Source organism: Actinoallomurus sp. NPDC052274, assembly GCF_040679475.1.
GTDB classification, from domain to species: domain Bacteria; phylum Actinomycetota; class Actinomycetes; order Streptosporangiales; family Streptosporangiaceae; genus Actinoallomurus; species Actinoallomurus liliacearum.
In genome coordinates this window covers 212727-237496 of sequence record NZ_JBFAUT010000003.1, presented here as the reverse complement: position 1 = coordinate 237496, position 24770 = coordinate 212727, and the positions used below count along the sequence as shown (strand labels likewise).

Genomic DNA, 24770 nt, shown 5'->3' with positions numbered 1-24770 from the left:
CCGCGACGGCGACTCCACTTGATTTTCGGAACGCGGGTTTCCTGGAGCCCTGGTCGCTTCGGTGTCCGGTCAGTTCTTGTAGGGCGATCGCCGCGTCGTTGTTGGGACGTCGCCCGCAGTAATCCGTTTCGTGTGTCACAGCGGCTCTGTCAGCATGAAGCCCATGCGGCACCCTCTTGACACGCTGGACTGGCCGATTTGCACCGACCGACTGCTGTTGCGCCGGGCTACCCCCGACGACCTGGACGCGACCTGGACCTTCCGGCGGCTGCCGGAGACTCACGAATGGGTCCCGGCCGCCACGGCGACGTACGACGACTACCGTGAGCGTTTTCTCTGTGAGGAGCGGCTCGCGGACCTGCTCATCATCGAACTGGACGGCCGGGTGATCGGCGATCTGACGCTGCAGGTCCAGGACGCTTGGGCCCAGCGGGAGGTCGCTGACCAGGCGAAAGGCGTCCAAGGAGAGCTCGGGTGGACGTTGGATCCCTCCTATGGAGGCAAGGGCTACGCCACCGAAGCGGTACGCGCCCTCATCGACGTCGCCTTCGGGAGTCTTGGCCTGCGCCGCCTGCACGCGGCGTGTTTCTACGACAACGAACCTTCGTGGCGGCTGATGGAGCGGGTTGGGATGCGCCGCGAACAGCACACGGTGAAAGACTCCCTCCACCGCACAAAGGGATGGCTCGACGGCCTCTCATACGCGCTCCTGGCCGAGGAATGGCCCACTCCCGAGTGATGGACCGCCCCGCTGTCCGGTCTCAATAAACGGCGTCGCGGAGTGGTTGAACGCGACAGGTTGTTGAAGGGGTTTTGAAGGGATTTCCGGGGCCGCCGGATGTTCCCGGGGCGATCTTCAATCAACGAAGGTTTATTGACGACGATCAGTCAGGACGCCCTCGGCGGCGCCGAGAACAGAGGCGGCGGCTGGAGCGGTCCGTAGCGCCTCCGCGGCTGATCCTCTGGGTTGCCATCACCGGCCAGCTCCACCGAACACCCGGGCGGTGGGTAATTCGGTTGCTACGTTCCGGCATCGGGTGGTGTGGCCGGGAGGTGGCAGGTGGCGCAGCGGAAACCCGGACGGCACCGTCGCCGACACCCAGGACCGCTGACAACAACCTGTCGCGAGCCGCTGTCACTAAGTCGTCGTTCCCACTGACACAAACGTGTCGCACAACAGGTGATCCCGGCCGGGCCCGCCGCGCCGCCCGGCCGGTGACCGGCGGCGGTACGCGGGCATGATCGTCTTAGCCTGTGGACGCCGTGACCGGCTTGTAACCGTTTCACGTAGCATTTGAGGGACGACGACGCCCGGCAGAAGGACTGTTCCCAGGTGAGCTCCGCTACTGAACCCCTGCGCGCGCTGCTGTTGGAGAGCATTCACTCCGACGCTGTCGCCTCTCTCGAGAAGAACGGCTACGCCGTCGAGTTGCTGGATCGCGCCCTCGACGAGGACGAGCTGATCGCCCGTGTCGCCGGCGTGCACCTTCTCGGTATCCGGTCCAAGACGACGGTCACCGACGCGGTGCTCGCCGCCGCGACGGACCTGCTCGCGGTCGGCGCGTTCTGCATCGGGACCAACCAGATCGACCTGTCCGCCGCCGCACAGCGCGGCGTCGCGGTGTTCAACGCGCCGTTCTCCAACACGCGCAGCGTCGTCGAGCTGGTGGTCGCCGAGCTCATCGCGCTGACCCGTCGGCTCATGGAGAAGAACTCCTCGATGCACGCCGGCGTCTGGGACAAGTCGGCCGAGGGCGCCCACGAGGTCCGGGGCCGGCGGCTCGGCATCGTCGGCTACGGCAACATCGGCAGCCAGTTGTCGGTGCTGGCCGAGAGCCTGGGCATGAGCGTGTTCTTCTACGACACGGCCGACAAGCTCGCGCTGGGCAACGCCCGCCGGTGCGCGAGCATGGAGGAGCTGCTGGCCGTCTCCGACGTCGTGACCCTGCACGTCGACGGCCGGCCCGGCAACAGCGGCCTGTTCGGGGAGGCGGAGTTCGCCCGGATGCGTCCCGGCAGCCTGTTCCTGAACCTCTCCCGCGGGTTCGTCGTCGACCACGGCGCGCTCCGTGAGCACATCGAGTCGGGCCACCTGGCCGGCGCGGCGATCGACGTCTTCCCGCAGGAGCCCAAGGGCCGCGGCGACGAGTTCGTCTCGGAGCTGCGGGGGCTGCCCAACGTCATCATCACGCCGCACATCGGCGGCTCGACCGAAGAGGCGCAGCAGGACATCGGCCAGTTCGTCGCCGGGAAGCTGCAGGACTTCGTGGCCACGGGCAACACCGCGCTCAGTGTGAACCTCCCGGCCGTGTCGCTGCCCGCCCCGGCCACCGGCCACCGCCTGACGCACCTGCACCGCAACACCCCGGGCGTGCTGGCCACGATCAACGGCATCCTCGCCGACCACGACGTGAACATCGAGGGCCAGTTGCTCGGCACGCGCGGTGAGATCGGCTATGTGATCACCGACATCGGCACCCAGTACACCACCGACGTGCTGGAGCAGCTTCGCGCGCTGCCGAACACCGTCCGGCTGCGCCTGCTGTCCTGACCACCCGCCCGCCGCTCGTACGCTCCCCCGCCGGGTGAGCGTACGAGCGGCGCGTGCTCACGCGATGTTGAGCTCCGGCTCGGTCGCGATCTCCGCCTCCTCCGCCGCGACCGCCGCGCCGACCTCGTGGCTGGACAGGGCGATCCGCACGGCGAAGTGGTAGACGGCGACGGAGAACACCGCGACCGTCAGGATGTCCACCCAGTCGGGCAGCACCTTGCTGCCGCCGTAGCGGCCCAGGAACCCGATGAGGATCATGCCGCCCAGCCACGGCCAGACCCACACGGCCGCGGTCCAGTTGAGCGGGGCCCGCTCGGCCTGTGGGGTCCTCGCCCGGGTCGCCGCGAAGATCACCAGGCCGAACAGGATGGCGATCCCGAGTTTCCACTCCGCCTGGAAGCTCGACCAGTAGATGATCAGGTTCGAGGAGACGAAGGCGAGGGGCGCCAGCACGCGGTGCGCGGGAAGGCGGTACGGGCGATTCCGTTCCGGATCGCGCAGCCGCAGGGCGCGCAGGGCGATCGGCCCGAAGGCGTACATGATCGCGGTCGCCGAGGTGACGAGGCCGACCAGGGAGTGCCAGCTCGGGAACGGCAGGAACGCGATCTCCCCGACGACGAAGGCGATGACGACCGAGACGATCGGCACGCCCTTCGGGCTGACCTTGGCCACCACGTGCGGCACCGACCTCTCCCGGCCCAGCGCGTACGAGAGCCGGGACGACGCGGCGACGTACACCAGACCGGTCCCGGCCGGTGAGATCACCGCGTCCGCGTAGAGCAGCGCCGCCAGCCAGGCGGCGCCGGCCCCGATGGCGAGCGTGGCGTACGGGCCGAAGTCGCCCTTGCCCACCGGGTTCGCCCAGCCGTGCGCGATGTGGGCGGGGTTGAGGGCGCCGATGAACGCGACCTCGAGCAGGATGTAGACGACCGTGCCGATCACGGTGGCCGTGATCACCGCGCGCGAGACGTCCTGCTGCGGCTTTCTGGCCTCTCCGGCGAGCTGGATCGCCTGCTCGAACCCCTGGAGGGCGAAGACGACGCCGGCCGGCAGCGCGGCGAACACGCCGTGCGCCCCGAAGGGCATGAACCCGCCGCCCGCCGTGAAGTTGGACGCGTGGAAGGTCAGCAGCAGGAGGACGACCACGGTGAGCAGCGGAATCGCCGTCTTCCAGATCACGGTGATCCCGTTGGAGTCGGCGAGGAGCTTGACGCCGACGATGTTGATGACCGTGAACAGCAGCATGAACACCGTCGCCACCAGCAGGCCGGCGCCGGTCAGCGTCCCGTCGGTGTGCAGCATCGTGATGTGGTGCCGCACCCACCCGATGTGGTCGCAGTAGGACAGCGTCGCCTCGACCTCGATAGGGGCGATCGTGACCGCCTGTACCCAGGCCATCCAGCCCGCGGCGAAGCCGACCAGCGGGCCGAACGCGAAGCTCGGGAACCGGGCCGTGCCGCCGGCGATGGGATAGGCCGCGCCGAGCTCGGCGTGCACCAGGGCGAGGATCGCCAGCATCACGGCGGCGAGGAGCCAGGACACCAGCGAGGCCGGTCCGGCGATCGTCGCGGCCGTCAGCGCGCCGAGCAGCCAGCCGGAGCCGATGATCGATCCGAGCGACACGAACATCAGTCCCCAGAAACCGACGTCCCGCCGCAGGCGTCGTCCCGATTCGGCGGATCCGGTCGTGCTCGGCGCCATGGCGCCCCCTTCGAGAGCAGTACTACGGCCACCCGACGGCGGTGAAGGGCCCTCTCCCCACATGCCGGATGAACCGTTGACTTTGCGGCGCTAATCGACATTAAGAACGGGCCGTAATGCAGGTCAACGCCGGAGGAAGGCTAATTCGATGCAGCCTCGATCGCAATGCGCGACGGTCCATTCACGTGGCGTGAGGAGTTTCTGGGAGTGATGTTACGGAAGCGGCGGCTCCTCGATCCGACGCGCCCTCCCCATTTGCCGGGTGGCCGGCCGGACCGGCGTGGACGACGGCCGGGCCGGTGCTGAGACAATGACGTATGGGTCTGATTACGACCGTCGGTCTCGTCCTGCATCCCGAACGCAACTGCAGGGGCGTCATCGACACCATCACCGGCTGGGCGCGCGACCGGAAGGCCAAGGTCTTGGGGGTGCCCGGCGAGGTCGCCCGCATCGACGGCGACGTCGAGCCGGTGGAGCCGGACCTCCTGGCCGACCGCGCCGAGCTGATCGTCAGCCTCGGCGGTGACGGCACGATGCTGCGCGCCATGCGGCTGAGCTACCCGCAGCGGACCCCGGTCCTCGGCGTCAACCTCGGCCGCCTCGGCTTCCTCGCCGAGATCGACATCCCGGACCTGGGCGCGGCGCTCTGCGCGATCGACGAGCACCGTTTCACCGTGGAGCCGCGGACGGGGCTCCGGGCGACCGCGAACGGCATCGACGCGCTGGCCTTCAACGACATCGACCTGGCCCGCGTCCCCGGCGACGGGATCCCCGTGGTCGAGCTGTGCGTCGAGGGCAACCCCTTCGTCCGGTACGCCGCCGACGCCGTCGTCGTCGCGACGCCGACCGGCTCCACGGCCTACAACTTCTCCGCCGGCGGCCCGATCGTCTCGCCCAGTGCCGAAGGGCTGCTCGTCACGCCGGTCGCGCCGCACTCCGCTTTCAACCGCGCGCTGTTCCTGTCCCCGCAGGAGAAGCTCGCGCTGCGGATCCTGCCGACCAGCGGCGCCGTCGCCGTCGAGGCCGACGGCCGGCTCATCGGCCGGCTCGCGCCCGGCGACGTCCTGGACCTGACGGCGCTGCCCGGCGCGGCCGGCGTCGTACGGCTCGGGCAGACGACCTTCTACCAGCGCGCGCAACGCCGCCTGCGGCTGATGGGCTCGGCCGAGGCGGACGGCGGCTGAGCCCCGCCCGCCCCGGACTCAGACGGCCGGCACGGTGAGCCGACCGGTGCGCAGGAGCCCGGTCGCCATCGCCGACGCCTCCCGCACCTGGGTGGTCAGCCACTCTCGCCGCCGTTCGAACCGGGAGGCCGGCACCGAGACGGTGAAGGCCCCCGCCGGGTGACCGGTCTCGTCGAAGAACGGCGCGGCCACGCAGCAGACCCCCGGGCTGAACTCCTCCAGGTCGAGGGCGTACCGCTGCCGCCGGATCTTCGCCAGCTCGGCGAGGAGAGCGTCGTGGTCGACGATCGTCCGGGGCGTGACCGGCGTCAGGTCCACCCCGTCGAACAGGGCCGTCACGTGGTCGCGCGGCAGGAAGGCCAGCACCGCCTTCGAACCCGCCCGCGCGTGCATGAGCTCGCTGTAGCCCACGTCCAGGGCGGCAGGCCGGACGGCGTTCGGGTCGGAGAGATAGTGCTGGAGGATGAGGCTGCCGTGGTACCACCCGGAGACGTACGAGGTCTCCCGGGTCTTGGTGTGCAGGCGCGTGAGGATCACGGACAGCTCGGGGGACGGTGCTGAGCGCCGCCGCAGGTGCCGGCCCAGTGACGCGGCGCGCGGGCCGACGTCGTAGCGCCCTCCGGGCAGCCTGACGAGGTGTCCGCTCTCGAGCAGCGTGCGCAGCAGGTGGTAGCAGGTCCCGAGCTTCAGTCCGAGCGTGCGGCTCAGCACCTTGGCGGTGGCGGTGCCGTCGGCGGTCGCCACCGCCTCGAGCAGGACCAGGCCCCGCTCGAGGGTACGCAGCGTCGTACGACCGGGCTCCTCGACCGGCTTCCCGTCCGTGTCCTGTTCCCGTTCCGGCATGGCCCTCCCCGTGTTCCGGCCGTCGACGCCCGATCGTCGTCCGACCAGCATGCGGCCGAATTTCGACTATGTGAAATCCGGGGCGCCGAGACGGGAGCCCGGCGACCTACGGCCTCTAGCCTCGGCATCTCCGAACCGCATGACAGGAGCGTCGATGATCCGTCGCTGGAGCCCGGACGGCCTCGCGCCGCCCATCGGGCAGTACAGCCACCTGGCCGCCGTGCCGGCCGACCACGAGCTGGTGTTCGTCTCCGGACAGGTGGGAGTGGCCGAAGACGGCACTCTCGCCGGTCCCGACGCCCGGTCGCAGACCCGGCAGGCGTTCGCGAACATCGGACGGCTGCTCGACTCCCTCGGCGCCGGTCCCGAGCACCTGGTGAAGCTGCTGACGTTCGTGGCCGGGACCGAGCACCTCGACGGAAGCCGGCTCGCGCGGGAGGAGGTCCTGGGCGCCTGGTATCCCGACGGCGACTGGCCCGCCCACTCGCTCATGGTCGTCGCCGCGCTCGCCCGGCCGGACCTGACGGTCGAGATCGAGGCCGTCGTCGCGCCGCCCCGGCGCTGAGAACGACACGGCGGCCGCGCGCCCCCCGGCCCGAGCGTCCCCGCACGCCCTCGGCCTGCGGGTGTCGACGCCGTGCCGGGCGGCGAAGTCCACTTCGATCTCCGCCTGATCCACGGTGCGTCCGTTCTGTTATGCGGGACGGTGTTCTGTCTTATGGATGAGAATTCACGCGACGGACCGGGGCGCTGTGGTTAAGGTGCGTAGCCGTCGCCGATGATCTACCCGGGAACGCCGATGACCGAGATCCTGCTGGCGGGCGTCGTCGGGTCCACCGCGTACGGCCTGGCCACCGCCGACTCCGACGTCGACCGGCTCGGCGTCTTCGCCGCGCCGACCGACGCCCTGCTCGGGCTGCGCCCTCCGCGCGAGTCGATCGTGACGACCGCCCCCGACCGGACCCTGCACGAGGCCCGTAAGTGGTGCGGCCTCGCCCTGGGCGGCAATCCGACCGTCATGGAGCTGGTCTGGCTGCCCGATGACCTGTACGAGACGCGGACGGCGTTCGGCGACGAGCTGATCGGCATCCGCGCCGCCTTCCTGTCGTCGAAGCGGGTCCGGGACGCCTACCTCGGTTACGCCTCGCAGCAGTTCCGGAAGCTGGAGAACCGGGGGGACGGCGCGTTCTCCGCCGACACCCGCAGGCGCACGGCCAAGCACGCCCGGCACCTGGCGCGGCTCGTCCACCAGGGCCGGGAGCTCTACGCCACCGGGCGGCTGCGCATCCGCCTCGACGACCCGGACCGGTACCACCGCTTCGGCGACCGGGTCGCGGCGGGCGATCTGGAGGCCGCCCGCGGGCTGCTCGCCGAGGCCGAGGCCGACTTCGCCCGCATCCGCACCCCGCTCCCGGAGCGCCCCGACGAGGCTCCCGTCGAGGCGTGGCTGCGGGCGGTCCGCGCGGCCTACTACACGGCCCGGCCGGCCTCATGAGTCAGCGGGCGGGTGCGCCCGGCAGGCGTTCGATCGCGATGGCGGCCGCGTCGTCCTCCAGATGACCGCCGACGTGGTCGAGGAGGTCCTTCTCGAGCCGCGCGACGATGACGCGGGGATCCTCACCCGCCCACCCGCGAAGGCGCTCGGCGAGGGCGTAGAAGGTCCCCGTCCGGTCGCGGCCCTCGACGATGCCGTCGGTGTAGAGCAGCAGGACGTCGCCCGGCTCGAAGGGGAAGGTCCCGGCCAGGTGGTCGTCGACCGTGAGTTCGCCCAGGCCCAGCGGCGCACCCGGCCGCTCCGAGCCGAGGGTCAGGACCCGGTCTCCGCGCAGCAGCAGCGGCGGTGGGTGGCCGCAGTCGACCACGTGCACGACCGGCTCCGCGTCGGGGATGTCGACGATCGCCGCGGTGACGAAGCACTCCGAGACATCGACGTTCGTCTCGGAGAGTTCGGCCAGGTTCCGGCAGACGCTGGCCTCCAGGTGCGTCGCGAGATCGGGAAGCTTCGCGTGACGATGCGACGCCTCGCGGAAGGCGCACAGGAGCACCGCCGCGTCGCTGACCGAGTCCAGGCCCTTCCCCCGCACGTCGCCGATGATCAGGCGGGTACCGCCCACCGTACGCGCGGCGGCGTACAGGTCACCGCCGATCCGGGCCTCGGCGGCGGCGGCGATGTACATCGACGCGATCCGCAACGGGCCGATCCGCTGCGGCAGCGGACGCAGGATGACCCGTTGCGCGACCTCCGACACCGACCGGACCTCGTTCAGCTGCCGCTCGTGGCGCTCGCGCAGGTAGCGGAACGCCACCACGAACGCCGAGACCACCAGCAACGTGAGGATCTGCACCTGGTGGTTCATGGTCTCGATACCGCCGTGCAGGAAGGCGATCGCCACTTGCGCCACGACCGCCAGGACGCCGATCGCCCCCGTCATCACGGGACCGCCGAACGACGCCGTGAGCGCGGGCGCCACGACCAGGAGCGGCCCCAGGTGAACGTTGGTCGGAGACAGGATGTCCACCACGCTGATCAGCACGATGAGCGCGACCGGAACCGCCACCATGACCTGACCGGGCCGCCATGACGCGAAGACTAGGCGCAAATGTCCGCCGAGCCGCACCTTCCCAACGTACCCTGGCGCGCATCAGGCGTGCCGTCAGAGCCCGCGACAGGCCCGGTCGACCAGCAGCCCCCTTCGACCCCGCGGTCAGAGGCGGGTCCGGCGGCCCGGGCGCAGGCGTTCGAGCCGCCACCAGGCGACGATGACGAACAGCAGCCCGAGACCGGCCAGCACCCCCATGTCCGTGCCCCAGGTGGTCGCGTCGGGGTGCCAGAGCCGGTCGACGATCGGTTTGTGCGGCAGGTGCGCGAGGTCGACGGTCGAGGCGGCCGCCCCCAGACCCCAGCGCGACGGCGTGATCCAGGCGACCTGCTCCAGGCCCACCTTGCCCTGGAGCGGCATGAGGGCGCCGCAGAGGATCACCTGGGCCAGGGACAGCAGGACCAGCAACGGCATCGTCTTCTCCGACGTGCTGACCGCCGCCGACACCAGCAGGCCCATCGCCATCGACACGACCGCCAGGCCGGCCATGGACAGCATGAGCTCCGGGTACGGCGAGGTGAACGCGCCGTGCGCCGGCATCGGACGGAACACCAGGCCGATGAGGACGAGCAGCACCGCCTGCGCCCCGGTGATCAGACCGAGGATGAGGATCTTCGACAGCAGGTAGATCCCGGCGGACAGCCCCGCCGCCCGCTCCCGCCGGTAGATCGGGCGTTCCTTGACGAGCTCGCGCACGGAGTTGGCGGCCCCGACGAAGCACGCGCCGATGACGAGCGTGAGGAGCACCGACGCCGCGTCGTCGTTCTCGCCGAGCCCCGTCAGCCCGTGCGGCGCCGGCATCGCCCGGATCAGCAGCCCGACGACCAGGGGGAGCACCGCCAGCACGGCCAGGTAGCTGCGGTCGGAGCCGATCACCGCGGTGTACCGGCGGCAGAGCGTGCCGAGCTGGGAGAGCCGGCCCTGGCGACGTGGCGGCGGGGCCGCCGTCACCGGCTCCGGACGGTGCACCTCGGCGTCGCCGTCGAGGCCGGACAGGACGTAGCGGGTGTACAGCGGCGCCATCCGGAACTCGGCGGCCCAGTCGCGGTCGGGTTCCCGGTCGAACGCCTGGAACACCTCCGCCCAGCTCTCCTTGCCGAAGAAGCCCAGGCCCTCCGCCGGCGGCCCGTAGTAGGCCACCCGGCCGCCGGGGACGAGGACGAGCAGGCGGTCGCACGTGTCGAGGTTGGCGACGCTGTGCGTGACCACGACGATCGTCCGGCCGTCGTGGGCGAGGTCGCGCATCATCTCCATGACGGACTTGTCCAGCCCCGGGTCCAGACCGGACGTGGGCTCGTCCAGGAACAGCAGCGACGGCTTGGTCAGCAGTTCCAGGGCCACGCTCACCCGCTTGCGCTGGCCGCCGGACAGCGAGTCGATCCGCGTGTCCGCGTGCGGGGTGAGCCCGAGCTCCTCGATCACCTCGTCGACGCGCCGGTTTCGCTCCGCCGCGACCGTGTCGCCGGGGAAGCGCAGCTCCGCCGCGTACCGCAGCGCCCGGCGGGTGGGCAACTGGGTGTGCAGGATGTCCTCCTGCGGGACCAGGCCGATCCGGTGCCGCAGCTCCGCGTAGTGGCGGTAGAGGTCCCGATTGTCGTATCGGACACCGCCTTCGGTCGCCGGCCGGGTTCCGGTCACCGCGCCGAGCAGGGTCGACTTGCCGGCGCCGCTGGGGCCGATCACCCCGACCAGGCAGCGCTCGGGGATCGGGAAGCTGACGTGGTCGAGCAGCACCTTTCCCTTCGCGGTCCGCACGGTGAGGTCCTGGGCGACCAGCGACACGTCGCCGGTGTCGATGAACTCCCTGAGCTCGTCGCCGACGAGCCGAAAAGTGGCCCGCCCGATGCCGACGATGTCACTTTCGGTGAGCGGCTCGGAGTTGATCCTTTTCCCGTTGACGAAAGTCCCATTGTGGCCACCGAGATCAACGATCTCGTGCCGCCCGTCGGCTCTTTTCCGGAGCTCGGCGTGATAGCGCGAAACGATCAGATCGGACAGCACGACGTCATTGTCCGGAGCCCGGCCGATCCGCAGCGGGCGGGACGGGACGTGGATGACGGAGGTCGGCCGGCGGTCCACGCCGATGCGCGAGTCGAGCACCGGCGGAACCGAACAGGCCACCGGCGGGCCGCTCTCGGCGTTGCCCAGTCGGAAGACGATCTCGCCCTCGATACCGGCGCGCCGGACGCGCCGCGAGCCGGCGAACGTACCGTTCGTGCTGTCCAGATCCTCCAGGAGCCAGCCCTTGTCGTCGGTGCGCAGCACGGCGTGCCGCCACGACACGCGAGGGTCGGCGATCGAGATGTCGGCCGCCGGATCACGGCCGATGGAGTAGGAGCCCCCGGGCTGCAGTCTGCGGACGGCCTCCTTGGTCCGCACGACGAGAGCCGGTGGGGCCATCGACGAGACAAAGCCCTCGGCCGCCATATCTCCGCAGTGTAGATCCGAAGTCATGAAACGCCCATCAACTTTGTCATGACTCTGCGGTTAAACCATTGACGACTCCCCCGCGGTGAAATTTGCTGAACATCATGGCGACCTCCATCACCGTCAAATGAGCGCCTACGACAGCGATATGACCCGCCCGGACGGCCTTCCGGCGAAACGGCGCCGCCGGCGGCGGCCGTTGGTCGTCGTGCTGGTCGTCCTTCTCGTGTTGCTGGGCCTTCTGGTCGCCCTCGACCGGATCGCCGCCGCGTACGCCGAGAGCCGCATCTCCAGTGAGATCCAGAAGCAGGGGTTCGGCGCCCGGCCCAACGTGACGATCAGCGGCATCCCCTTCGTCACCCAGGTCCTGAACCGTCACTTCCCGCACGCCCACCTGACCGCCCGCGACGTGCGGGCGGGGCCGATCACCATCAGCCGCATCGAGGGCGACGTCCGCGACGTGCGCGTCGACTCGGGATTCCGCAAGGGCTCCCTCGCCAGAGTGGACGGCACCGCGACGATCGGGTTCGGCGAGCTGGCCAAGACCTCCGACGAGCCCGGCGTACGGTTCACGGCGGCCGGTCCCGACAAGGTCAAGGGCGACGTCGACTTCGGCATCGCCTCCGGGACGGTGGTCTGGCAGGTCACCAAGGTCGGCCGGGACCAGATTCGCGTCCACCCGCTGTCGGCCGAGGGATTCTCCCTCTCCGACCTGGACCAGGACCTCGACTTCACCGTGCCGGTCGGCGGCCTGCCGCTCGGCCTCACGTTCGACAGCCTGTCGGTCACCACGAAGGGCGTGGAACTGCACGTCTCCGGCGCGCACATCACCTTCAGCGGCTGAACCGGCCCTGGGGCCTGCCCCGCGCCGCTCGCTACGGACGGGGACTTTGAGACAGGCCGTGGGAGACCGAACGGCGGGCGCGGGCGGCGCGGGCGTACTGGTCGTCGAAGCGGCGCGGGAACGGCAGCATCCGGTGCCGTTCCGGCCATCGGGCCAACTGGCGGACCACGTTGCAGCCCGCCGCGGTGACGATCCGGTCCGCCCCGGCGAACAACGGCCAGGCCGGATAGACGTCATGGTGCGCGATCCCCGGCGGCAGCCCGTCCGGACGGCTCGGCGACACCAGCGTGAGGCTCGGACGCGCGCCGTCGAGCACCGCGACGTCCAGCGCGTACGCGACGAGCTCCGACACTTCGGCGACCGGCCCGGAGTGCACGATCAGCCAGCCGCCGGGCGCGATGGGAACGGCGGGTTCCGGCTCCGGCGGGTCGACCAGCGTCAGCGGCGCGACCGCGGACGACACCGCCTCAAGGTACGCGCGGTGCGCGTCGCCCACCGGCTCGACCAGCCGGGTCTCGGCGAACTCGAGGGGATCGGCGGGCAGCAGCGGCCGGTAGGCGTCCCAGCGCAGCAGCCGGGCGAGGTGCACGACGCGGGTGCCCGCCGGGACGACGGCGGCGCTCAGTTCGCCGGACAGCCCCGCGGGGAAGGCGTCGACGAGGAGCTCGCGCGGCCGCAGTCCGGCCAGGGCGCCGCCGATCCAGCGCGTGAGCGCGTCCCGGTCCAGCCCGGCGGGCGCGGACAGCACCGGGCGGCCGGCCACGACCCGCGGGTCGCCGGCGAACGGCGAACCGGTCAAAATCGTCACCGGCTCGTCGCCCACCTCGCGGGTGTGCAGGTAGGCCCGGATGCGAGTGAGGTGCCCGAGGCCCCCGCCCTGCGCGTAGCAGACGATCAAAGCCGGGACACCAGCGCGGCGGCGAGTACGGCCCGCAGGTCCGGCGGCACCTCGCGGCAGAGCAGGACCGCCAGGCCGATGCTCGGCGCGGTGCCGGAGCGGGCGACGGTCGCGTCGGCCCCGGTCTCGACCTTGGCGCCCTGCTCCAGGGGCCGGACGTCGCCGACCTCCGTCTCCCCCTGCTCCACCTTGATCCGGCCGTCCGCCTCGTGCCGGAACTCGTACCGCGTGTCGGACTCGCCGCGCCGGATCCGCACCTTGCCGCCCGCGAGTTTGACGCGCCACAGCGTACGTCCGGCGGTGTCCTTCAGCTTGACGCCGTCGGCGGACGGCTTCACCACGGCCACCACCCGGCCGCCCTCGGTGTACCGGCCGGCCGCGCCGGTGATGGTGACCGACGCGCCGCCGAGCCTGCTGGTGATCCGCGTCGTCCCACCGGTCGTGTCGATGAGCAGGAGCGGGCCGCCGGCGGCGGTCGTGACGCGCAGGTACGCCGGCGCGGCGGAGGCGGTGGTCGGCGACGGTGGTGGTGCGGTCGTCGTACGGTCGCCGCCCCCGCCACCGGAGCAGCCGGCGACCAGCAGCACCGCCGCCACCAGACCGCTCGCCGTACGCCTCACGCTTCGGTCTCCGTGAGGACCGCCAGGTATCCGGCGGTCTCGGCCGCCGGGGTGAAGTCCCGGCGCACGCGTTCGCACGCCGCCGCGCCCAGCTTGGCGAGCTCCTCGTCCGTCGCCCGTACGGCCCGGTCGACGGCGGCGCGGCAGCCGTGCGGGTCGCCCGCACGGAACGTGAAGCCGATCTCCTCGTCGGCCAGGTCGGCCAGGCCCCCGGCGTCGGAGGCGAGCAGCGGTACGCCGAGCGCGGCGGCCTCCAGCGAGACGTTCGGCAGCCCGTCGTAGAACGACGGCAGCGCGACCAGATCGCAGGACGCGTACACGCCCGGCAGTTCGTACCGGTCCAGGAACGGCATCCGCGTGTGCGGCACGGCGGCCAGCCGCTCCTCCATCCCGTCCTCGACCTCGCCGACGAGGAGCAGGTGGAAGGCCGACACGTGCCCGGAGGCGGCGAGCGCGTCGAGCAGGAGGCCGACGCCCTTCTTGTTCTTCAGCTGACCGACGAGGCCGAGCACGCGCCGCCCCGGCTCCACGTGGGCCGCCCGCCACTCCCGGGCGCGGGCCCGCTCGGAGGGCAGGACCTCCCAGTCGGCCGTGTCGATGCTGTTGGCGACCCAGGTCACGGCGGTGTCCGGGACGAGTGCGGACACCAGCGGGCCGTGCGACCGGGCGACCACGCAGACGCGGGCGGACGCGCGCAGCGCCGTCAGCAGCGCCTCACGGCGGCGCAGCGAGAAGACGCCGGTGTCGAAGTCGTTGCCGCGCAGCAGCGTGATCAGGGGCGCGCCGAGCCAGGCGGCCAGCACGGGCGCGCCGACCAGGGCGTACGTGCCGCCGAACGCGACGACGTGGGTGTACTCCTCGCCGTGCAGCTCGGTCCACAGCCGGCGCAGCGCGTGCTCAGGATTGTCCTCCAGCGGGACCACGAGCAGCCGCCCGCCGGACTCGCGTTCCACCCGCCACGGCCGCGACCGCCGGGTCAGGTGTGCCACGTCGATCTCCACGCCGGCCGCGCGCAGGCCGCGGACGATGCGGTCACACGACTCCGCCATGCCGCCGCGGCTCGGCGGGTAGTGCTCGGTGATCCACAGGACGCGCATCAACTGTCGACCCAGTCGTTCCCGTCGTCGCCGTCGAAGCCGTCGCCCTCGTAGCCGCCCGTGTCGAAGCCGTCGCCCGCGTCGAACTGACCGCGGTCATAGGAGTCGAACCGGGAGTACCAGATCGGGTCGTTGTACTGCCCGGAGCTTTGCTGGTAGTAGTGCCGGCGGTAACCGCGGGCCCAGCCGGGGTGAAAGGGGTCCTCGTAGGCCTGCGCGGCGGCGCACTCGGGGCACAGCCCCTGAGGGTCGACGTGATGGCCACAGACGGGACGGCCGCAGCGGCACACGGTGACCGACGGCCGGCCGCACCGGCCGAGCACGAAGAAGCCGGTCGTCACGGCGCAGGGGTTCACGCGGTCCTCCTCACCGGCGCCGTCGGCGGCGTCCACCGGAACGGCTCGGTCGCCACCGCCAGGATCCACCGCACCTGGTCGTCCAGAGCGGGCGCCGGGCCGAGCTTCGTCGTCGCGGTGATCGCCGTCCGCTTGGCGGACTTGACGCGCACCGCGAGAGACGGTGGCGGCGGGGTGTCCGGCCGCCGTACGTTCTGGTCGGGCTGCAGGGTGCGCCGGGCGGTGATCCGCTGGACGGTCTTGGTCTTCGTCTTGTGCTTGTGCTTGCCGCGCGGATTGACCTTGTGGATCTTCCGGTAGCGGACCCGGTCGGTGACGGCCAGCTCCAGAATGCTGCCGTCCCGCAGCTCGGCCCGCACCGTGAGCCAGGGGTCCTGCGCGAACCACTCGGTGATGCTGCGCACCCGCCCGCGCCCCGGAAACCGCCGGCTCGGCCCGGTCTTCTCGGGCACCTTGGGGCCGCGCAGGTCGGCGGTGATGCCGATGGCGCCGTTCGGCGCGACGTCCTCGCACAGCACCCTGATCAGCGGCACCACCACGTGCACCGCCCGGTCCGGCAGGCGCCACTTCCGCCGCTTCACCGTCTCGGCGTGCCGGGCGAGGCCGGCCACGACGGCGTCCCACTCCGCCGGCGGGAGCGTGGCGGACGCGGTGCGCTGCAGGATCAGCCCCTGGTGCACCGGGTGGAACCGCTCGATCGCCGCCCGTGTCTTCCGCCAGAACATGGGCGGACAATACCAACCGGATATCGCCCGCGATAAGCCTCATATGGCATGTTCGGCCTCCACGGTCCGGGTCAGCGGCGCGCGACAGGAGAGGTCAGGGCGTCGTACACCGCGGACAGCCGGGCACGGGACGCCGGCCAGGTGAGGTCGGCCTCGATCCGCTGCCGGCCGCGTTCGCCCATCGCGCGGGCGGCGTCCGGATACTCCAGCAGGACGCGGAGCACGCGGGCCAGCTCGGCGGGGCGGTCCGGAGCGACCAGCCGGCCGTGCTCCCGGTCGGTCATGATCTCTCGTACGGCGGGGAGGTCGGAGGCGACCACCGGGACGCCTGCGGCCATCGACTCCAGGATCTTCAGCGGCGCGCAGCCCTGGTCGAGGTTGCGCGCGCAGGCGGTCAGCGGCGCGACGGAGATCGCGGCGCCCGCCAGCCAGGCCGCCACCTCCGCGTGCGGGAGCGTGAACCGCCAGAGCAGGCGGTCCGCGACGCCGAGGCGCTCCGCGAGGCGGCGCAGCGGACGGGCCCGGCGCTCCGGCACCGACGAGCAGACCACCAGCCGGAGATCGGTCAGGTCCGCCAGCCGGGCGAACGCCCGCAGCAGCACGTCGACGCCCTGCCACGGCTGCAGCGCCCCGACGTAGACCAGGTACCGCTCCGGCGCGCCGTCCGGGCGTGGCGCGACGGCGGGCACGTCGGCGCCGTTCGGCACCAGGTGGACCTTCGTCTCGGGGACGCCCCGGCGGGACAGCGCCCCGGCGATCACGCGCGAGGGCACCACGATCGCGTCGGCGCCCTCCAGGCAGAGCCGTTCCAGGTCGGCGACCTTCGCCAGGGTGGCGGGGGTGACCGACGGGTGGGTGTGCGCGAGCTCGACGGACGGCAGCCCGTTGACCTCGTACACGACGCGATATCCCCGGCCGGGAGGGGTGACCACGGGCAGCGCGCTCCACGGATCGCGGACGTGGCAGATCCGCAGGGTCTCGCGGTGCGGCTCCACGTGCGCGGCGACCCATCGGGAGAACGCCTCGGCGCGGTCGAGGAGGTTGGGGATCTGCTCGCCGAAGCGCGCGATCTCGATGCCGCCCGCCTCCCGCTGGTAACGCGGCAGGGGCCCGCCGCCGAGCACGCCGAGCAGGCCGCCGTCGAACCGGGCGAACAGCTCGGCCGTCATGTGCCCGATGTGCACGGCCGACCCCTTGCTCGATGGGAAGCGGTCGAAGGCGAAGTAGGCGGCGCGGACGGCCGCCGGTGTCTCGGAACTCATCCCGCCCGCTCCGTACGCTCGCGGTGCCACCCGACCTGGTCGGCCAGGCCCTCGGCCAGCCCGATCCGGGCGGACCAGCCGAGCAGACGCTCGACCCTGGCCGTGTCCGCCCACGTACGGGTCGCGTCGCCGGCCGCCGGCGCGTACTCGCGCACCAGCGGACGTACGCCCAGGAGACCGGCGAGGAGGTCGATCGCGTCCCGGACGGTGGCGGGCTCGGGATGGCCGACGTTGAGCACGCTCCCCGGCGGCGGGTCGGCGGTGGCCGCGGCCAGCGTCGCGGCCGTGACGTCGGCGACGTGCGTGAAGGCGCGGGACTGCCGGCCGTCCCCGAAGACCGGCAGCGGCCGGTCGTGCCGCGCCGCCTCGACGAACCGGTGGAAGGCCATGTCGGGGCGCTGGCGCGGGCCGTACACCGAGAAGTACCGCAGCGTCACCACCGGCAGGCCCTCCTCGACCGCCCGCGCGGCGAGGTGCTCGACGGCGACCTTGCTCCGCGCGTACGGGCTGGCGGGACGCGGCGGATCGTCCTCGCGGTGCGGGCGGTCGCCCGCGGAGCCGTACACCGAGGAGCTCGACGCGACGACCACGCGCGGACGGCGACCGGCCGCCGGATCCAGGCAGGCGGCGAGCAGCCGCCGCGTGGCGGTGACGTTGTCGCGCTCGGTGGCCGCCTCCCCGGCACCCCAGGAACTGCGCACTCCGGGTCGGCCGGCCAGGTGGACGACCACGTCCGCGTCGGCGAGCTTGGTCAGGTCGTCGGCCGCCAGGTCGGCCTCGACGAGCGTGACGCCGGCCCGGTCGGCGAGCGCCGCCCAGGTGGCCCGCGCGGCCTCCGGCGCGGCGGACCGGTGCAGCGCGTCGACGGCGAGCACCTCATGGCCCGCCCCGGCGAACGCCTCCGCCACATGGCCGCCGATGAATCCGGCCGCCCCCGTCACCACCACCCGCACGTGCGCACCTTAGTGCACGGTCCTCGCCTGAGATGCGGCCCATTGTCCGATCCGGCGGATGAGCGCCGGGGTCGCGGCGCTCTCGGCGTGGCCGTAGCCGGGTTCGATCCACATCTCGCGGGGATCGCGGGCCGCGGCGTAGAGCTGCTCGGCGTGCTCGACCGGCAGGAACGGGTCCTGGTCGCCGTGCACGACGAGCAGCGGTGTTGGCGCGATGCGCCCGGCGACCTCGTGCGGCGCCGCGGGAACCGTCGCCCAGGTGCCGCCGGCGATCCGCGTCCGCTTGACGAGGCGGGCGGCCAGGCGGCCCGACCGGCGCTCGATCGCCCAGTGCACGCGGCGCATCGGCTTGGTGTCGCGGTAGTACCAGCGGGCCGGCGCGCTGACCGCGGCGACCGCGTCGACGCCGCCGTGCAGCGCCGCGTGCCGGACGACGACGGCCCCGCCCATCGAGAAGCCGACGAGCCCGACGTGCCGGTACCCGAGATGGCGTGCGTGCCGGACCGCCGCGTCGACGTCGAGGATCTCCCGGTCACCGACCGTGGACCGGCCGCCGGACCGCCCGTGGCCGCGGAAGTCGATCGCGATGACGCCGCCCACCTCGCCGAGCACCGCGGCGATCCGCCGCGTCGTCGGCTGCCGCCACGCGCCGGTGAACCCGTGCGCGAGGACCAGGCACAGGCCGTCCGGTCCGGGGAGGTGGCCGGCGTCGATCCGGACGCCGTCCATCGCATGCAGGGTGAGGGGCTCAACGCTCATGTGGTCCATCGTGCCCGCCCCCGCCCGGAACGACGGCGACCGGATCCCCCGGTGGGCTCGGTGGTGGACCGAGCGGCTCAGTGACTGACCGGGCGACCGGTGGCGTACCGGGCGGGCCGGGCGCGGGGAAGGGGTCAGCGCTTGATGTAGTCGACGAGCTGTTCGCGTTCGGTCTCGAGCTCGGCGATGGCGCTCTTGACGACGTCGCCGATGCTGACGATCCCGACCAGGCGGCCGTCGCGGACGACCGGCAGGTGACGGATGCGGTGCTCGGTCATCGTGCCGCGCAGCCCGTCCACGGCGTCGCCGGGATCGCATGTGCGCACCGGGCTCGTCATGATCGACGACACCGGGGCGTCGAGCAGGTCCGTGCCCCGTTCGTTCAGCCGCCGGACGATGTCACGCTCCGAGACGATGCCCTCGATCGTGGAACCGTCCGCCGACACGACGACGGCGCCGATGTTGCGCTCCGCCAGCAGCGCGAGGAGTCGCCGTACGCTCGCCTCCGGGGCGATCGTCGCGACGTCCGCGCCCTTGGCGCGGAGGATCTCCGAAATTCGCATCTGTCGACCTCCCGACCGGTCGTGACCAGGCAGCATTACGCCAAGCATCCTCCCTCTTCGAGGAAACGTCACGGCTTATGCGAAACCCGGCCGGTGGTTCGGGGAGCCTCCGGTGAGCCGCCCGCGGTGGGTGTCGCGGTGGCGGAGGGCGCGCCGGTCCGGCGGTTCATGGCCAGGTGGGCGTAGACGATCGTGTTGTCCTTGTAGCTATGGCCGTCGAAGTCGCCACCGCACGTGATCAGGCGGAGCCCGGCGAACCTCAGGTTCCCGTAGACCCGTTGCGTCGGGAAGTGCTTCTTGGGGACGCGCTCCACCGAGTCCACGCTGAAGGTCGCCACCTTCCCGTCCGCGCGGGTGACCTCGATCCGGTCGCCCGGGCGCAGGCTCGAGAGCCGGAAGAAGACGGCCGGCCCCTTTTTCGTGTCGACGTGGCCGACGAGCACGGCGGGTCCGAGTTCCCCCGGCGACGGGCCCTTCTCGTACCAGCCGGCCAACTGGGCGCGCGACAGCGGCGGCACCTCGAGCGAGCCGTCGTGCTGGAGGCCGAGCCGGATCAGGCGCGAGTGGATCCCGACGCGCGGCACGTCCACGCGCAGCGGCACCGCCGCCTTGAGGACCGGCCCGGCCGGCGGGCTGGTCGCCGCGCCCGACCGGGCGGCGTGCGGGTCCGGTCGCGGCGGCCCTGTGTGCTGACATGCGTCGAACCACAGGACCGCCGCCCCGGTAGCGATCAACCCGGCGGCCGCCCCGCCGCGGAGACGGCCGCCACGTGATCGCGATGATCGGCTATGAACGGGCACCGGTCCGGATCCGCCGGCGGGCAATGAGCCCCGCGCCGCCCAGGATCAAGGTGAGGCCGGCGACGCCCATCGGCACGCTCGCTCCCTGGCTGCCACCGAAACCGGTCGGCGCGGCGCCACGAGGAATCGCGCTGACCTGGCCGGGCACAGCGTGCACGACCCGTCCGCGGATCTTCTTCACGACCTCCTTGCCGCCGCCACCGCCGCCGGCGCAGCAGCCTCCGCCTTCTTCCTCACCGGACGCGTGGTCGCCGTCTCCACCACAGCTCTCGTCGTCACAGCCACCTCCCCCCTCGTCCCCGAAGGCGAAGGGGCCACCGATGATGCCGTGGTGCCGGTGACGGAACTGGTGCTGCGCGATGCCGACGTCGCCGTCACCGCGGCCGTCACCGTCACCGTCACCGTCGTCATCGTCGCCGCCCCGGCGGAGGGCCGCGCCGTGCGCACCTTCGGCCTTCAGCGCCTGGTGGGCCCCCGTCTGGACGGCAAGGTGCTGCGCCCGGTGGTGCAGCCCCGCCTGAGCATCGCTTTGGAACGCCGCGCCAAGAGCGGGTGAAGCAAGCCCGATCGTCAGAGCGGCCGCTGAAGCGGTTGTCAGGGTCAGGAGTTCGACCCTCATAAGTACCCCCTTGATGTCAGCGGCAGCCCGGACTGCTCCCTGGCTGCCGGCATCGCCACCGTTCCCCTCATTCCCCCATCACCGACACCGCGACCTAAGTCTCTATGCTCTTGATGAAATGATTACGGTGCGAGATGGACGCTTAGTCGGATCGGCCATACCGCCATTCTCAACGAGTAGGGAATCAGCCGACCTTGGTCCCATTAAGCGGATTTGCCGCACAACCGACACCGCCCGACGCGCACCGTGGACATGCGCGCTGACCTGCCATGTCACCGCGATCGAGACGGTCGACACCCGCGAGCGCAACCCCGACCAAGCGCGCTTCTCCGCCCCACATCGGTCGTTATGCGCGGATGAGTGGCCGGTCACGCCGAATCGGCCGATGGGCGGCCGCGAGAGTCGCACAAGGCACGACTCAAGCGAGAGGCGACCACCTCACGCGAAATCAAGCATCGAACGCCGACAAGAAGCCGTTTCACTCATTTTTCGGACATTCCCGGGTGTCGGCACCGGTGCCGGTCCGGGATCAGTGCAGCGAGGCCAGGCCCGCGCGGGCGGCCGCGATGGCGTCGGCCAGGCACCGCTGCTCGGCGGCGGGCCGGTCCTTGTCGGCCGGCTGCTCCTCGGTGTACTGGACCCGCAGGATGATGTCGCGGTACCGCACGGTGGCCTCCCCGACCGCGATCCGCACGTCCCGGTCGATCCAGAACCGCTCGAACGCCGCGTCGCCGAGGCCGCCGATCCGGCGCAGCGAGCTCGTGTCGGCCGTCCGGTCCTTCTGCGCCTGCCGCCACTGCGCCTCGAACGACCAGACGGTCATACCGGTGGCCTGGTCGTGCATGTACTTGGGCAGGAACGCCCGCGCGTCGACCTGTACGGCGCGGTAGCGGCCCCCGTCGGTCATCGAGTACTTGCAGACGCCCGCCGTCTCCGCACCCATCTTGTCGATCTTCGGGGCGGCCGTCGGCACCAGCCGCCGTACCGTGTCGGCGGGCAGGATCGAGCACGCCTGCGGCAGGCTCGCGAACACCGGCGGCTGCGCGGTCCTCGCGGGCGTGTCGGCCGCCCGGGAACCGGCCGTGGCCGGATGGGAGCGGGCCGTGGCCGGATGGGAGCGGGCCGTGGCCGGATGGGAGCGGGCCGGCGCCGCCCCCGGGCGGGCTCCCCCACGGCCGAACACGAGGACGGCCACGGCGGCGAGGCCCATCGCCACCACGACGAACGCGGCGGCCACGACACCGGCCGTACGCGGCCGGCGGCTCTTCGCCCTCGGCGCCTCCGGGGGCGAGTAGACCCGGTGGAACGGTTCCGGCAGCCGCGGCAGTCCCAATCCTTCTCCCCACTCGTGTTCCCCGGACGGCCCGGGATGTCGGCTCGATGCGACCGTAACCGGCGATTCCACTCCAAAACCAGACTCATACGTGTCCGGCAAGTGTGACGCCATGCCGTTCTTCGCCTCCTCCTCCGGCCACCGGTGCCCGGCCGCCGGTCCTCCGGGACGGGCTCACCCGATTGTCGGTCCCCGGCGTCAGAATGGAATGTGCTGTTGAGCGAGATCACCGAGACCTCACGGGCCGTCGCCGCGACGTCCGGCCGACGCGCCAAGATCGAGCTGCTCGCCGCCTGCCTACGGGACGCCGAGCCGGAGGAGACGGCGATCGCGGTGGCGTATCTCTCCGGTGAGCTGCCGCAACGCCAGATCGGCGTCGGCTGGGCGACGCTTCGCGACCTGCCGCCCGCCGCGACGGAGGCGGCCCTCACCGTGGACGAGGTCGACGCCGCGTTCACCGCGATCGGCGCGGTCTCGGGTAAGGGTTCCGTCACCGCCCGGCGACAGTTGGTGGGAGAATTGTTCTCCCGAGCGACCACCGCCGAGCAGAGTTTCCTCCTCCGTCTGCTCTCCGGCGAGTTGCGCCAGGGCGCTCTCGACGGCGTGATGGCCGACGCCATCGCCGCCGCGGCCGACGTGCCGGCGGCCGACGTGCGCCGTGCCGTGATGTTCCGCGGCTCGCTCGGCGCGGTGGCCGACGCGGCGCTGTCCGAGGGCCGGGAGGGGCTGCGCGCGTTCGGCCTGGAGGTCGGGCGCCCGGTCAAGCCGATGCTCGCCGCCAGTGCGCCGTCCGTCGAGGCGGCGCTGGAGAAGGTGAGCCCCGCCGCCGTGGAGTGGAAGCTCGACGGCATCCGGGTCCAGGCGCACGTGTCCGAGGGCGAGGTGCGCCTGTTCACCCGCACGCTCGACGACATCACCGGGCGGCTGCCGGAGATCGTCACCGCGCTCGGCGCGCTGCCCGCCCACACCGCCGTCCTCGACGGTGAGCTCATCGCACTGCGCGACGACGGCCGGCCCCACCCGTTCCAGGTCACCTCGGCCCGTGCCGCCAGCCACGGCGTACGACCGGGCGGCGGGCAGGACGTTCCCCTGTCGGTGTTCCTGTTCGACGTGCTGCACCTCGACGGCGAGGACCTGATCGACCTGCCGGGCGCCGAGCGCAACGAGGCGCTGGTCCGGGTCGTCCCCGAGGCGCTGCGCATGCCGCGGCTGGTCACCGCCTCCGTCGACGAGGCCCGCGCGTTCTTCGACGACGCCCTCGCGCACGGTCACGAAGGCGTGCTGGTCAAGTCCCTCGACACGCCGTACACCGCCGGCCGGCGCGGCGCCGGGTGGATCAAGGTGAAGCCCCGCCACACGCTCGACCTGGTCGTCCTGGCCGTCGAGTGGGGCAACGGGCGCCGCCGGGGCAAGCTGTCCAACCTGCACCTCGGGGCCCGCGACCCGGAGACCGGCGGGTTCGTGATGCTGGGCAAGACGTTCAAGGGCCTGACCGACGAGATGCTGGCCTGGCAGACCGAGCGGCTGCTCGCGCTGGAGACGCACCGCGACGACTACACGGTCTACGTACGGCCAGAGCTCGTCGTCGAGATCGCCTTCGACGGCGTGCAGCGCAGCCCGCGCTATCCCGGCGGACTGGCGCTGCGGTTCGCGCGGGTGCTCCGCCACCGCCCGGACAAGACCGCCGCCGAGGCCGACACCTTCGCCGACGTGCGCGCCGTCGCCCCTTTCCCGGTCTGATCACTACGGGCGGCCGCCGCGGTCCAGACGGCGCCGGGGGCTGACGGTCCGTTCGTGGGCGATCAGATCGTGGCGGCCCGCGATGAACTCCTGGACCCAGATCTTCGCCCGGATCATCGGACGGCGGATGCGCTGCTCACGGCGGAGCGCCCGCCGGAACTTCCGCGTGCCCGGCCGGTACCTCCAGCGGGCCCACGGGGAGCCCGGCCGGGCCAGCCGGAACGCGCTGAAGATGAGCACCACCGGCAGGAACAGGCCCAGCAGCCCGGTCCAGATCTTGCCCTTGAAGAGGGTCACGATGGCCAGGCCGAGGTTGATGAGGATGTTGGCGAGGACGACCAGGAAGACGCCGACGGAGACGGTCGCGTCCGGCCGCAGATCATGGACGTCGCTGAGCCAGATCGGGCGGACGCCCACCAGGATCAGGCCCGTCACCGCGACCGCGATGAACACCGCGTCGACGGAGGCGCGCCCCTCCTCCATCCAGTAGACGTCGCGCAGGTGCAGGATGAGCGCGAACTCGTCGAGGACGAGGGCGGCCCCCACCCCGAAGACGGAGGCCGCGAGGGCGTACCAGCCCGTGTAGGCGTCCGGGATGCAGAACCCGGCCACCCCGCCGATGAGCATCAGCACGACGCCGAACACCACGTGGTGGATGTGGAGGTCACCGACCTCGACGTTCTTGAACCACCAGCGGACCTTGGCGCGGATCAGCCGCACGTTGATGCGCACGATGACGAACGTGACGATGAACGCCACGAAAAAGCAGAACAGCGGCAGCCGCCCGCTCTGGACGACCCGCTCGGTGAACAGTCCCTTCACGTTGGCCCCCGACGTCATACGTCCTCATCATGACCTATTCCGGTCTGTGATAACGCTTGACGTCGGTGGTCAC

General features: G+C 71.8%; 24 protein-coding genes. 8 read left to right on the top strand and 16 right to left on the bottom strand.

Annotated elements, in window-relative coordinates; genetic code table 11:
- Positions 1-163: 163 nt before the first annotated feature.
- The gene (locus AB0K82_RS04545) at positions 164-739 is read left to right on the top strand and encodes a GNAT family N-acetyltransferase (RefSeq protein WP_364392654.1); all 576 of its coding nucleotides are present in this window, start codon (positions 164-166) and stop codon (positions 737-739) included.
- Between the two features lie 594 nt (positions 740-1333).
- Positions 1334-2551, top strand: coding sequence for a phosphoglycerate dehydrogenase (gene serA / locus AB0K82_RS04540; RefSeq protein ID WP_364392652.1), 1218 nt, complete (start codon positions 1334-1336; stop codon positions 2549-2551).
- A gap of 57 nt (positions 2552-2608) precedes the next feature.
- On the opposite strand, the gene AB0K82_RS04535 is transcribed toward serA, so the two are convergent.
- Positions 2609-4252 (bottom strand): APC family permease, encoded by a 1644-nt coding sequence (locus tag AB0K82_RS04535; protein ID WP_364392650.1) that lies wholly within the window; start codon positions 4250-4252, stop codon positions 2609-2611.
- A 317-nt stretch (positions 4253-4569) separates the two neighbouring features.
- Between AB0K82_RS04535 and AB0K82_RS04530 the strand changes: the two genes are divergently transcribed.
- Complete coding sequence (locus AB0K82_RS04530; RefSeq protein WP_364392648.1) at positions 4570-5436, top strand: NAD(+)/NADH kinase; 867 nt, start codon at positions 4570-4572, stop codon at positions 5434-5436.
- Between the two features lie 18 nt (positions 5437-5454).
- Here the strand turns inward: AB0K82_RS04530 and AB0K82_RS04525 are convergent, their stop codons facing one another.
- On the bottom strand, positions 5455-6279 hold the full coding sequence (locus AB0K82_RS04525; RefSeq protein ID WP_364392646.1) for an IclR family transcriptional regulator: 825 nt from the start codon (positions 6277-6279) through the stop codon (positions 5455-5457).
- 154 nt (positions 6280-6433) lie between these two features.
- Between AB0K82_RS04525 and AB0K82_RS04520 the strand changes: the two genes are divergently transcribed.
- A complete protein-coding gene (locus AB0K82_RS04520) occupies positions 6434-6844 on the top strand; it encodes a RidA family protein (protein WP_364392644.1) in 411 nt (136 codons plus the stop codon).
- 213 nt (positions 6845-7057) lie between these two features.
- Positions 7058-7774, top strand: coding sequence for a nucleotidyltransferase domain-containing protein (locus AB0K82_RS04515; protein ID WP_364392642.1), 717 nt, complete (start codon positions 7058-7060; stop codon positions 7772-7774).
- Position 7775: 1 nt separating this feature from the next.
- On the opposite strand, the gene AB0K82_RS04510 is transcribed toward AB0K82_RS04515, so the two are convergent.
- Both AB0K82_RS04510 and AB0K82_RS04505 read right to left on the bottom strand, forming a co-directional pair.
- A complete protein-coding gene (locus AB0K82_RS04510; RefSeq protein WP_364392640.1) occupies positions 7776-8840 on the bottom strand; it encodes a PP2C family protein-serine/threonine phosphatase in 1065 nt (354 codons plus the stop codon).
- Positions 8841-8984: 144 nt separating this feature from the next.
- Positions 8985-11306 (bottom strand): FHA domain-containing protein, encoded by a 2322-nt coding sequence (locus AB0K82_RS04505; protein ID WP_364392639.1) that lies wholly within the window; start codon positions 11304-11306, stop codon positions 8985-8987.
- Positions 11307-11433: 127 nt separating this feature from the next.
- Here AB0K82_RS04505 and AB0K82_RS04500 point away from each other — a divergent pair, with 127 nt between their 5' ends.
- A complete protein-coding gene (locus tag AB0K82_RS04500; protein ID WP_364392637.1) occupies positions 11434-12150 on the top strand; it encodes a DUF2993 domain-containing protein in 717 nt (238 codons plus the stop codon).
- Positions 12151-12181: 31 nt separating this feature from the next.
- Here AB0K82_RS04500 and AB0K82_RS04495 read toward each other — a convergent pair whose 3' ends face one another.
- The 10 genes from AB0K82_RS04495 to AB0K82_RS04450 all read right to left on the bottom strand — a co-directional run bounded on the left by AB0K82_RS04495 (position 12182) and on the right by AB0K82_RS04450 (position 20117).
- Positions 12182-13048, bottom strand: a complete 867-nt coding sequence (locus AB0K82_RS04495) for a hypothetical protein (protein WP_364392635.1) — start codon at positions 13046-13048, stop codon at positions 12182-12184.
- Entirely contained in the window at positions 13045-13668 is a 624-nt protein-coding gene (locus AB0K82_RS04490) for a hypothetical protein (protein WP_364392633.1), read from the bottom strand. The genes AB0K82_RS04495 and AB0K82_RS04490 overlap by 4 nt, the downstream gene beginning before the upstream one ends.
- On the bottom strand, positions 13665-14765 hold the full coding sequence (locus AB0K82_RS04485) for a glycosyltransferase family 4 protein (RefSeq protein WP_364392631.1): 1101 nt from the start codon (positions 14763-14765) through the stop codon (positions 13665-13667). Before AB0K82_RS04485 ends, AB0K82_RS04490 begins: the two co-directional genes overlap by 4 nt.
- Entirely contained in the window at positions 14765-15121 is a 357-nt protein-coding gene (locus tag AB0K82_RS04480; RefSeq protein ID WP_364392628.1) for a hypothetical protein, read from the bottom strand. The genes AB0K82_RS04485 and AB0K82_RS04480 overlap by 1 nt, the downstream gene beginning before the upstream one ends.
- On the bottom strand, positions 15118-15846 hold the full coding sequence (locus tag AB0K82_RS04475; protein ID WP_364392626.1) for a hypothetical protein: 729 nt from the start codon (positions 15844-15846) through the stop codon (positions 15118-15120). The genes AB0K82_RS04480 and AB0K82_RS04475 overlap by 4 nt, the downstream gene beginning before the upstream one ends.
- Positions 15847-15917: 71 nt before the next feature.
- Positions 15918-17108, bottom strand: a complete 1191-nt coding sequence (locus AB0K82_RS04470; RefSeq protein ID WP_364392624.1) for a glycosyltransferase — start codon at positions 17106-17108, stop codon at positions 15918-15920.
- On the bottom strand, positions 17105-18061 hold the full coding sequence (locus tag AB0K82_RS04465) for an NAD-dependent epimerase/dehydratase family protein (RefSeq protein WP_364392622.1): 957 nt from the start codon (positions 18059-18061) through the stop codon (positions 17105-17107). The genes AB0K82_RS04470 and AB0K82_RS04465 overlap by 4 nt, the downstream gene beginning before the upstream one ends.
- Positions 18062-18070: 9 nt before the next feature.
- A complete protein-coding gene (locus AB0K82_RS04460; protein WP_364392620.1) occupies positions 18071-18820 on the bottom strand; it encodes an alpha/beta fold hydrolase in 750 nt (249 codons plus the stop codon).
- Between the two features lie 134 nt (positions 18821-18954).
- The gene (locus AB0K82_RS04455) at positions 18955-19383 is read right to left on the bottom strand and encodes a CBS domain-containing protein (RefSeq protein WP_364392618.1); all 429 of its coding nucleotides are present in this window, start codon (positions 19381-19383) and stop codon (positions 18955-18957) included.
- 68 nt (positions 19384-19451) lie between these two features.
- Entirely contained in the window at positions 19452-20117 is a 666-nt protein-coding gene (locus tag AB0K82_RS04450; RefSeq protein WP_364392616.1) for a class F sortase, read from the bottom strand.
- Between the two features lie 217 nt (positions 20118-20334).
- Between AB0K82_RS04450 and AB0K82_RS04445 the strand changes: the two genes are divergently transcribed.
- The gene (locus AB0K82_RS04445) at positions 20335-20739 is read left to right on the top strand and encodes a hypothetical protein (RefSeq protein WP_364392615.1); all 405 of its coding nucleotides are present in this window, start codon (positions 20335-20337) and stop codon (positions 20737-20739) included.
- Positions 20740-21331: 592 nt separating this feature from the next.
- On the opposite strand, the gene AB0K82_RS04440 is transcribed toward AB0K82_RS04445, so the two are convergent.
- Positions 21332-22135, bottom strand: a complete 804-nt coding sequence (locus tag AB0K82_RS04440) for a hypothetical protein (RefSeq protein ID WP_364392614.1) — start codon at positions 22133-22135, stop codon at positions 21332-21334.
- Between the two features lie 210 nt (positions 22136-22345).
- On the opposite strand from AB0K82_RS04440, the gene AB0K82_RS04435 reads away from it, so the two are divergent.
- The gene (locus AB0K82_RS04435; protein WP_364392612.1) at positions 22346-23875 is read left to right on the top strand and encodes an ATP-dependent DNA ligase; all 1530 of its coding nucleotides are present in this window, start codon (positions 22346-22348) and stop codon (positions 23873-23875) included.
- 3 nt (positions 23876-23878) lie between these two features.
- Here AB0K82_RS04435 and AB0K82_RS04430 read toward each other — a convergent pair whose 3' ends face one another.
- Positions 23879-24715 carry a hypothetical protein gene (locus tag AB0K82_RS04430; RefSeq protein ID WP_364392610.1) on the bottom strand — a complete coding sequence of 279 codons (837 nt, stop codon included), beginning with the start codon at positions 24713-24715 and terminating at the stop codon, positions 23879-23881.
- Positions 24716-24770 lie beyond the last annotated feature (55 nt).

Excerpts from the sequence above, each read along its gene's own strand:
- AB0K82_RS04455 (WP_364392618.1), bottom strand. The coding sequence starts at position 19,383 with ATGCGAATTTCGGAGATCCTCCGCGCCAAGGGCGCGGACGTCGCGACG.
- AB0K82_RS04525 (WP_364392646.1), bottom strand. The coding sequence starts at position 6,279 with ATGCCGGAACGGGAACAGGACACGGACGGGAAGCCGGTCGAGGAGCCC.
- AB0K82_RS04535 (WP_364392650.1), bottom strand. The coding sequence starts at position 4,252 with ATGGCGCCGAGCACGACCGGATCCGCCGAATCGGGACGACGCCTGCGG.
- AB0K82_RS04470 (WP_364392624.1), bottom strand. The coding sequence starts at position 17,108 with ATGAGTTCCGAGACACCGGCGGCCGTCCGCGCCGCCTACTTCGCCTTC.
- AB0K82_RS04515 (WP_364392642.1), top strand. The coding sequence starts at position 7,058 with ATGATCTACCCGGGAACGCCGATGACCGAGATCCTGCTGGCGGGCGTC.
- AB0K82_RS04485 (WP_364392631.1), bottom strand. The coding sequence starts at position 14,765 with ATGCGCGTCCTGTGGATCACCGAGCACTACCCGCCGAGCCGCGGCGGC.
- AB0K82_RS04510 (WP_364392640.1), bottom strand. The coding sequence starts at position 8,840 with ATGGTGGCGGTTCCGGTCGCGCTCATCGTGCTGATCAGCGTGGTGGAC.
- AB0K82_RS04460 (WP_364392620.1), bottom strand. The coding sequence starts at position 18,820 with ATGAGCGTTGAGCCCCTCACCCTGCATGCGATGGACGGCGTCCGGATC.
- AB0K82_RS04500 (WP_364392637.1), top strand. The coding sequence starts at position 11,434 with ATGAGCGCCTACGACAGCGATATGACCCGCCCGGACGGCCTTCCGGCG.
- AB0K82_RS04505 (WP_364392639.1), bottom strand. The coding sequence starts at position 11,306 with ATGGCGGCCGAGGGCTTTGTCTCGTCGATGGCCCCACCGGCTCTCGTC.
- AB0K82_RS04530 (WP_364392648.1), top strand. The coding sequence starts at position 4,570 with ATGGGTCTGATTACGACCGTCGGTCTCGTCCTGCATCCCGAACGCAAC.
- AB0K82_RS04430 (WP_364392610.1), bottom strand. The coding sequence starts at position 24,715 with ATGACGTCGGGGGCCAACGTGAAGGGACTGTTCACCGAGCGGGTCGTC.
- AB0K82_RS04520 (WP_364392644.1), top strand. The coding sequence starts at position 6,434 with ATGATCCGTCGCTGGAGCCCGGACGGCCTCGCGCCGCCCATCGGGCAG.
- AB0K82_RS04545 (WP_364392654.1), top strand. The coding sequence starts at position 164 with ATGCGGCACCCTCTTGACACGCTGGACTGGCCGATTTGCACCGACCGA.
- AB0K82_RS04475 (WP_364392626.1), bottom strand. The coding sequence starts at position 15,846 with ATGTTCTGGCGGAAGACACGGGCGGCGATCGAGCGGTTCCACCCGGTG.